Raw genomic sequence first — 249 nt, 5'->3', positions numbered from 1 at the left:
CAATTAAACTTGGTACTGATATTGTTTCTCCTGTGATTAATAGTGCAATAATTACACCGATAACTGTAAATGGTAAAGAGAATAGAATTGTAAATGGTGCTAAGCCACCTTTAAATGTAATAACTAGAATTAGACCGATATTAATGACGGCGATTGCAACAATTGGTGCATTAGTTCCTTTGTTATTTGGTCAAGATAGCTCGATTCTTATTTCGAAAGGATTAGCTGCTACAGTTATTGGTGGTTTAA

At 33.3% G+C, this 249-nt stretch carries 1 pseudogene; it reads right to left on the bottom strand.

Going from position 1 to position 249, the window contains the following annotated elements:
* A pseudogene (locus tag IDG65_RS14535) lies at positions 1-151 on the bottom strand (efflux RND transporter permease subunit); the annotation flags it as partial.
* Between the last annotated feature and the right edge of the window lie 98 nt (positions 152-249).

Origin of the sequence: Staphylococcus sp. EG-SA-17 (genome assembly GCF_017151845.1) — a bacterium.
In the GTDB taxonomy this organism is placed as follows: Bacteria; Bacillota; Bacilli; order Staphylococcales; family Staphylococcaceae; genus Staphylococcus; species Staphylococcus aureus.
This window is presented reverse-complemented; position numbering and strand designations above follow the sequence as displayed.